The organism is Pseudonocardia adelaidensis (genome assembly GCF_039543345.1).
Taxonomy (GTDB): domain Bacteria; phylum Actinomycetota; class Actinomycetes; order Mycobacteriales; family Pseudonocardiaceae; genus Pseudonocardia; species Pseudonocardia adelaidensis.
Window position 1 is genome coordinate 24,467 of sequence record NZ_BAABJO010000056.1, and the last position, 7,518, is coordinate 31,984.

The following is a 7,518-nucleotide window of genomic DNA, read 5'->3' on the forward strand; positions in this document are numbered from 1 at the left end:
GCGGCGGTGGCCGTCACCCGGTCGCTGCCTCCATGGACCGCCCGACGGTCTCGTGCAGCTCCACCCAGGAGCGGATGAACCGATCAACGCCGTCACGTTCCAGGACGGTGAAGGCTCCTGCGAGATCGACGCCTGTGGCCGCTATCGCGTCGATCACCTCACGGGCCTCCGCGGCACGGCCGGTAACGGCCTCGCCGTTGTCCGCTCTGCGCAGTGAGCCGTGATCGGCGAAGGCGCTCAGCGTCGCCTCCGGCATCGTGTTCACGGTTCCGGGCACCGCGAGCCCGGTGACGTACATCGTGTCCGGGTAGGCCGGGTTCTTCACGCCCGTCGAGGCCCACAGCGGCCGCTGAACGCGGGCCCCCTTTGCCACGAGGCGCTCCCAGCGCGGGCCGGCGAACGTCTCCCGGAACGCTTGATGGGCAAGTCTCGAGTTCGCGAGACCCGCCATGCCCCGCAACGCGAGCGCGTCATCCGATCCGATCTCCTCGAGGCGCTTGTCCACCTCCGCGTCGACGCGCGAGACGAAGAAGCTCGCGACCGAGTGGACTCCCGACAGGGGCACGCCGGCGTCGAGTGCCCGCTCGAGGCCCGCGAGGTACGCCGCCATGACCTCCCGGTACCGCTCCACCGAGAAGATGAGCGTGACGTTGATGTCCACACCGAGCGCGAGGGCTTCCGTGACGGCCGGCAGGCTCGCCCTCGTCGCAGGGATCTTCACGTAGAGGTTGGGGCGGCCGACCGCTCGCATGAGGCTCACGGCCTCGAGGACGGTTGCTTCACAGTTCCCGGCCAGTTCGGGGTTGACCTCGAGTGACACTCGCCCGTCCACGCCGTCGCTCGCCTCCCAGGCGCCGCGGAACAGATCGCAGGCCTCCTGAGCGTCCACGACCGTGAGCATTCGAACGGCCTCTTCGACCGTCGCTCCGCGCCGTGCGAGCTCCCGGATCTGTGGCGTGTAGACCTCGCCGTGCGCGAGCGCAGCCGCGAAGGTGGTCGGGTTGCTGGTGACGCCGACGACGTGCTTGTCGTCGATGAGTCGCCGGAGATCGCCGCTGACCAGGCGACCACGCGACAGGTCATCGAGCCAGATCGAGACACCCGCCGCGGTGAGGGCAGCCAGTCGGTCGTCTGCCACGTGGATTCCTCTCTGGACTCGCCCGGTGACCACCTGTCCAGCGCCTCTCGGGGCGCCGAGCTCTGCCCTGCCGTTCGGCTGGGCTCGGCACGCCCCCGAGCGCATGACCCTGTGCTCCGTCGGACGAGCCAGGCGAGATCAGGGCTTCACAGGACGTCTAGCGTCGAAACTAGACTGACTGTTCCAGTCTACGACATCTAGCAGGCGACACACAGGAGGGGCACCAAGTGGCGCGCACCACATCGGCTCGCTCGTCGCTCAGTCGACGTGCGAGCCATCCCGATGGTGGGACAGCAAGGCATCTACCTGCAGTAACTTATCGATCGAGGGAAGGTGCTCCCAGCAACGACAGGGAGCCGGACATGCCGTGACGGGCCGGCGATGCTGCGTTCGATCGTCCGCCGCACTGCCCGCACTCCCCCCATCCATGCCGGAGCGCACCTTGAGCATGGACTGCCTAGCACCAACGAATCGGCCGGAGGTGCGGATTTGGCGCCTCGGTTCGCCGGCGCCCGGGTAGGTCCCCGACTGGTCCCCGACCCGCCATCCGAGCCGCGCGGAGGCCACCGCAACGCGTGACCCTCCTCGCCGCTTGCCCGGACACCCACCCCGCCTGCCGTCGCTCCACATTGGAGGCAATCGGTACGATCTGAAATTGACCGGAGCCGGGTCGCCGTTACCTTCGCCCGTTCAATCCGACATAAGGCACAAAGCCCTCGGCAGGCCGAGCGCGCATTTCACGTCCTCCGTAGTAGGGCATGCCACAGATCGGGGACGCGGAGGGTGCGATCGGACACCCAGCTCCCCCGGGACGTGGGCGCCTCTATCGGGCCAGTGCCCAAGCCGACGACCGAGGACGAGCTTTCACCATTGAGGAGGAGCATGTTCGCAGTGATGTTCGAGGCTCACCCGCAGCCCAGCCGTAGGGATACCTATCTCGAGTTGGCGACGCTGCTCGGCACCAATCTTCTACAGATCCCCGGGTTCGTTGACGACGACTACTACCAGTGCTTGAGCCGAGTAGGCTGGGTCCTTTCACTCTCGATCTGGAGAGATGAGAAAGCACTGGTCAGGTGGCGCACGCACCCGAAGCACCAGGTGGCCCAGGCGAAGGGGCGCGACGAGGTCTTCATCGACTACACCCTGCGAATCGGCCAGCTGACGCACGACACGGATCTACCGGACGGCTGCATGCTCAGCGAGCAGAGACTCGACGAGACTGTCGCCGGTGCGGGGAACACGGCTGTACTTGTCGACACGTCGCAGGCAACCCCCGTCCCCACCGCACACGATCCGGTCGAGATGGCCTCGCACCTCGGTCTCGACCTCAACGCCGACGGTCTGACGTCCTGGGACATCTACGAGGCGGCGATGAGGCCCGGCCACTTCCTCATGCGGACCGTGTGGCACGACCAGGCCGCCGCCGAGGCATTCGAAACGACGGCGACATTCCCCGACGGCACACGCCTGCGCCGGATTCGAATCATCCGTTTCTACAGCATGTACGACCGCCGCGAGGCGCCTCAGTACTATCCGGACCACCCGACCTGACTGGGGTGAGGCGCTGGAGAAGGACTCGACCGACTGCTGGTCGGCGTTTGCGACGCCTACCGGACCTACAAGGCCGGACGCTGGAACCGAACCGTCCACGCCGCTCAGGGCGCTCGGCGGGCTCGCTGCCCTGTTCGCGCACGCAGCCGCGCCGGGCCGGCGCTGACCGGGCTCGCATTCACCGCCGGCTCGCCGGCCCACGCGGTTGTGGCGGTCGGAGGCCGGCAACGGAGTCCCGGGCGGCGGCATGGTGGACCACCAGGCGGTCCGGACAATTGTTGAGCTGGGCAACGCGCAGCCGCAGCAGTCGAGCCAGATCGCGATCCAGCTTCAACTCGGCGGTGTAGCCGAAGGCGCCGGCCGCGGCCAGATCTCGGAGTCGTTCGTTGTCCGTGGCATCGAGTCGCGTATTCCGGAAGCCGGCACACCGTTCATCCGCTCATCCGTTCGAATCTGATGGGCGGTCTGCTCGTCTTTCGGGCTTCCCCGGACACGTGCGGCTGGGCGGTGCTGAACCGGATTGCGGACCGGTGCTCACTTCAGCTCCGGTCTCCGAAGTTCCATGAACCTGAGCTGGGGCCACCGGTCGTGCCGAGTGGGCGGCGAGTGCGACCCTGCCGACGGCGAGGTCGAGGGCTGCCCGCAGCGGATTCTCGCTCCGAGCGGCCTGAGCCAGGATCAGCCCGCCCTGAAGGGCCGCCACGACCCCGGTGGCCAGCTCGGCCACATCGGCCTCGGAATTGAGCTCTCCACGATCCCGCATTCGGCCGAGCCCCGCCGCCAAGTACGACTGCCAGGTTTGGAACGCATGATCGAGCTTGGCCCGCATGGGGCCGGACTGCTCTGCCAACTGGCTCACCAGCGACCCGAGCGGGCACCCACGCGCACCGTTCCGCACGCGGTTGAACTCGACCACGTCGCCCGCCCATTCCTGCAGATCGGCCAGAGACTCCAGCCTCGCAAGCCACGAGCATTGCCGGGCGAGCACCGCAGCGATCTGGAAGTCCACGACAGCGTCGATCAACGCTTCCTTGGTCGGGAAATAGCGACAGACCTGCGAGCGGCTGACACCCGACGCCGCACGGACCCGTTCGATGCTCGCCCCTGCGACGCCGAGCCGGACGACGAGCTCGGCGGCGCCCCGAACGATCCGGTCCCGCGTGGCCGAATCCCAACCGGCCCGGCCCGAGGCTGACTCCGCGAGTTCCTCTCTCGACACGCTCAGATGCTAACGAACCCGAACCAGTTGGTCCATTCTGCCTGTCGCATCGCAGGCCGAAGGCGAACAACGAGCGCGCTCGTGCTGCCCCCCGACGCCTCCCCGGCCACCACAGGAGGGCCAAAGTCCTGCAGAACGATGGATCCCCGGCCATCGTGCGCCACACCTGCCGCAGGCATCGCGTCGCACACCAAGCCGGCTAGACTAAGCAGTCCGCAATGTCCAGTTCAGACGTTCAACATCACGTCCTCAGGCTAGGATCGCGTCCGTGACGAGTGCCGGAGCCGAGCCTCCCGCGCGGCGCCTGACCGCCCGCGGCGCCCTGACGCGCGACCGCATCGTCCGAGCCGCGGCTGATCTCATGCACGCCAACGGCGTCGCCGGCACGACCATGGATCAGGTGGTCGAGGCGTCCGGTACCAGCAAGTCACAGCTCTACCACTACTTCGAAGACAAGGACGCCCTGGTCACTGCGGTGATCAAAATGCAAGCCGCGCGTGTGATGGAGCGACAGGAACCGCACCTGGAGCAACTCAGCTCACTGCAGGGTCTGCGGCGTTGGCGTGATGCGATCGTTCGCTTCATCGACGAGCGCCACGGAGCACACGGCTGCGAGATCGGCTCGCTGGCGAGTGAACTGACAGACCGGTCCGAACCGGCTCGCATTTTGATCAACGCTACGTTCCAGCACTGGGAGTCGTACCTCGCCGCGGGCATCCGCCGGATGCAGGAGCGCGGCCAGGTCGACGCAAGCGCCGACCCTGCCGAACTCGCCACCGGCATCATGGCGGCCTACCAGGGCGGCTACCTCCTCTCGCAGGCCGCACGGAGCGCGCAGCCGATGGCGCTGGCGCTCGACCTCGCAATCCGCAACATGGAAGCGCTTGCGGTACAGGAGAAACGTGCACCCGAGGCGGCCAGCTGATCATCCAACTCCAGGGGCACTGCACCGACCTGGTGAGACCGGCCGCGTGCCCCCTGCCACCACCAACGGCACATGAACAACCACGGCGGTCAGTTTCGACCGCGCGTCGCCAGGGGTCAGGTTCCGGCCGACATTGACGCGGCGGAGCTGAGCGGTTCGCCCTGCCTGGGCCGTGAGCTCGAGGCCGGTATCAGAGATGCGCCTGCGCGCCGTCTCCTCCGTCGCCGGCAGTTCCCCGACGAGCTCGCTCGGCGTATCCCGCGGCACCCGACCAGCTTGAACCGATCATGTGCGACCGCAGTTGCCCGCTCTCGTCATCGGCTCGGTCGGTCACACCCGGTCAGCCCGGTTCGGGCGGCAATCGTACTGCTTGGTCAGCTCCTCATCGAGCTGGGTCGGGGACGGCGTGACGCCGTTCGGGAGCTGGCGTTGGAGCGGCGTGTCCTCCGCGCCGCGAGCCTTGGCCAGGCACGCGAGCAGCGCCTGGTAGCCGGTGGGGTCACGGATCGGCTCGTTGCAGTTCGGGCAGGTGGTCATCGGCTCCTCCGCTTCCTCGGGCCAAGGCTTGTGCTTCCACGGGGCCAGATCGACGTACGCCGAGACGAGCCGCAAGCCGCGGCGTCCCCAGCACCGCGGGCCGAGGTCGCGTCTTGGTGCGTCCTTCTGGTCGCGCACATCGGTCGGTGGCCTCACGGCGGGAATCGACCAGGCCGGCGTCGAGGTGGTTCTGAAATTCACGCACTGGTCGACGGATCCGCGGCGTCACCTTCCTTTCCAGCACCGAAGAGATCTCGGTACTCCCCGTACCCCTCGCGCTCCAGATCAGCGAGGGGCACGAACCGCAGTGCGGCGGAGTTGAGGCAGTAGCGGCGCCCACCCCGGTCAAGCGGACCGTCATTGAAAAGGTGCCCCAGATGACTGTCGGCATGAGCGGATCGAACCTCGACCCTGCGCATCCCGTAGCTCCGGTCATCCCGCTCCACCACATTGCCCTGGACGATCGGCTTCGTGAAGCTCGGCCAGCCCGTACCGCTGTCATACTTGTCGACAGAGGCAAAGAGCGGCTCACCGGAAACAACATCCACATAGATGCCCGGTTCCTTGTTGTTCAAATATGCGCCGGTGAAGGCCCGTTCGGTTGCGCCTTCTTGGGTGACCCGGAACTGCTCAGAGGTCAATCGGGCGACAGCCTCCGGCGTTTTGCCGTACTTCGGCTCCAAGTCATCTCCTCCATGTCTCTACGGTGGACACCGCGATGATGGTTGCTCCCGCCCAGCCCGAGATCAGTTGCCGAACACGCTGAGCGGCCTACACGCCAACCTCGAACGCAACCACGTGGCGGCGCGACGGGTCAGCCTGATTGGACCGAGTAGTCCGACTATATGCTCCGGGCCGTGGCGGCGTCGAGGCCCTCGCCCGCGGTGAGGTCGCGGCCCTTCTCCACCACGACACCCCCTCGAGACCGGCGTTGACCGCGATCTGCTCGAGCGGAGCCTCCAGCGCGACCTTGACGATGTTCGCGCCGGTGGCCTCGTCACCGTCCAGGCCCAGGCCCTCGAACAGCCCGGCACCCGGCTGCAGCCGGGCCACGCCACATCGACGAGGATGCCCTCCTACCGTGGGGGCCGCCTTCTCGGAGATGACCTCGCCACGGGGCCAGGATGGCCATGTCGGCGAGCATCGCCTTCGCGGTCGCCGAAGCCCGGCCCGGCGTCGGCGGACGTGCGAGCCGTCCCTTCCACGGGCCACCCGGGTACGGGCCGGCCTTCACGGCGCCGCGCTCGTGCCACCCAGCCCACCGCCTTGACCGACCCTCGCCGGACCCTCAATACTCGGACCGTATAGTCCATACTTGCAGGCTCGCCTGATCGCCCGACAGCGAGGAGCCGCAGAGCGCCATCGTTCGACAAGGAGTGATCGCAGTGCTCATGCGCACCGACCCGTTCCGAGAGCTTGACCGACTGGCCCAGCAGATGACCGGCGTCTCGCGAGGTACCTGGTCACGGCCAACCCCCATGCCGATGGACGCGTACCGCGAGGGCGACACGTTCGTGGTCCACTTCGATCTGCCGGGAGTGGACCCTGCGAAGATCGATCTCAACGTCGAGCACAACGTGCTCACGGTTCGGGCCGAGCGGCGTCCGGCCGCCGTGGCCGACGGTGTCGAGATGCAGATCTTCGAACGTCCGAGCGGAGCGTTCTCCAGGCAGCTGTTCCTGGACAACCTGGACACCGAGCGCATTGAGGCCACGTATGAGGCCGGCGTGCTGACCCTCCGGATCCCGGTTGCGGAGAAGGCCAAGCCGCGACGGATTGCCATCGGCAACTCGGACGACGGACGCGCCAGCGTCGAAAGTCCGTCTGCCGACCGCATGTGATCCGCTTCTCATCGAGTGCAGTCAACGGAGATGGGTGACGGACGCGGCGAGGGCTTTGTCCCTGTCCCCGCAGGTCGCGCGGAAGTGGCCTGAATCGCTCCGGGGCAGTCCCTGCCTGACGGCGAGCGCCGATTCAGTCCATCCACATCAACACCTGGGCCGTGAAGGAGAACCGCAACGATGGCGAAGCAGATCGCGTTCGACGAGGAGGCGCGCCGCGGGCTCGAGCGTGGCATGAACACCCTCGCCGACGCCGTCAAGGTGACGCTCGGCCCGCGCGGCCGCAACGTCGTGCTGGAGAAGAAGT

At 67.3% G+C, this 7,518-nt stretch carries 8 protein-coding genes and 1 pseudogene; 4 read left to right on the plus strand and 5 right to left on the minus strand.

Annotated elements, in window-relative coordinates; genetic code table 11:
* Nucleotides 1–13 precede the first annotated feature (13 nt).
* Nucleotides 14–1,138: a transaldolase gene (gene tal / locus ABEA81_RS40820; RefSeq protein WP_345613204.1), complete on the minus strand. Its 1,125-nt coding sequence runs from the start codon at nucleotides 1,136–1,138 to the stop codon at nucleotides 14–16.
* 834 nt (nucleotides 1,139–1,972) lie between these two features.
* On the opposite strand from tal, the gene ABEA81_RS40825 reads away from it, so the two are divergent.
* The gene (locus ABEA81_RS40825; protein ID WP_345613206.1) at nucleotides 1,973–2,689 is read left to right on the plus strand and encodes an antibiotic biosynthesis monooxygenase family protein; all 717 of its coding nucleotides are present in this window, start codon (nucleotides 1,973–1,975) and stop codon (nucleotides 2,687–2,689) included.
* Nucleotides 2,690–2,936: 247 nt separating this feature from the next.
* The gene (locus ABEA81_RS40830; RefSeq protein WP_345613208.1) at nucleotides 2,937–3,146 is read left to right on the plus strand and encodes a hypothetical protein; all 210 of its coding nucleotides are present in this window, start codon (nucleotides 2,937–2,939) and stop codon (nucleotides 3,144–3,146) included.
* Here the strand turns inward: ABEA81_RS40830 and ABEA81_RS40835 are convergent.
* Entirely contained in the window at nucleotides 3,129–3,908 is a 780-nt protein-coding gene (locus tag ABEA81_RS40835) for a TetR/AcrR family transcriptional regulator (protein WP_345613210.1), read from the minus strand. The two genes, ABEA81_RS40830 and ABEA81_RS40835, sit on opposite strands and share 18 nt — an antisense overlap.
* 268 nt (nucleotides 3,909–4,176) lie before the next feature.
* Here ABEA81_RS40835 and ABEA81_RS40840 point away from each other — a divergent pair, with 268 nt between their 5' ends.
* Nucleotides 4,177–4,833 (plus strand): TetR/AcrR family transcriptional regulator, encoded by a 657-nt coding sequence (locus ABEA81_RS40840; protein WP_345613212.1) that lies wholly within the window; start codon nucleotides 4,177–4,179, stop codon nucleotides 4,831–4,833.
* 330 nt (nucleotides 4,834–5,163) lie between these two features.
* Here ABEA81_RS40840 and ABEA81_RS40845 read toward each other — a convergent pair whose 3' ends face one another.
* The 3 genes and pseudogenes from ABEA81_RS40845 to groEL all read right to left on the minus strand — a co-directional run.
* Complete coding sequence (locus ABEA81_RS40845; protein ID WP_345613214.1) at nucleotides 5,164–5,571, minus strand: hypothetical protein; 408 nt, start codon at nucleotides 5,569–5,571, stop codon at nucleotides 5,164–5,166.
* Nucleotides 5,568–6,053: a peptide-methionine (R)-S-oxide reductase MsrB gene (msrB, locus tag ABEA81_RS40850; RefSeq protein WP_345613216.1), complete on the minus strand. Its 486-nt coding sequence runs from the start codon at nucleotides 6,051–6,053 to the stop codon at nucleotides 5,568–5,570. The genes ABEA81_RS40845 and msrB overlap by 4 nt, the downstream gene beginning before the upstream one ends.
* A 173-nt stretch (nucleotides 6,054–6,226) precedes the next feature.
* Nucleotides 6,227–6,426: pseudogene (groEL, locus tag ABEA81_RS40855) on the minus strand (chaperonin GroEL); the annotation flags it as partial.
* 329 nt (nucleotides 6,427–6,755) lie between these two features.
* On the opposite strand from groEL, the gene ABEA81_RS40860 reads away from it, so the two are divergent.
* Nucleotides 6,756–7,211, plus strand: a complete 456-nt coding sequence (locus ABEA81_RS40860) for an Hsp20/alpha crystallin family protein (RefSeq protein WP_345613218.1) — start codon at nucleotides 6,756–6,758, stop codon at nucleotides 7,209–7,211.
* The last annotated feature ends 307 nt before the right edge of the window (nucleotides 7,212–7,518 follow it).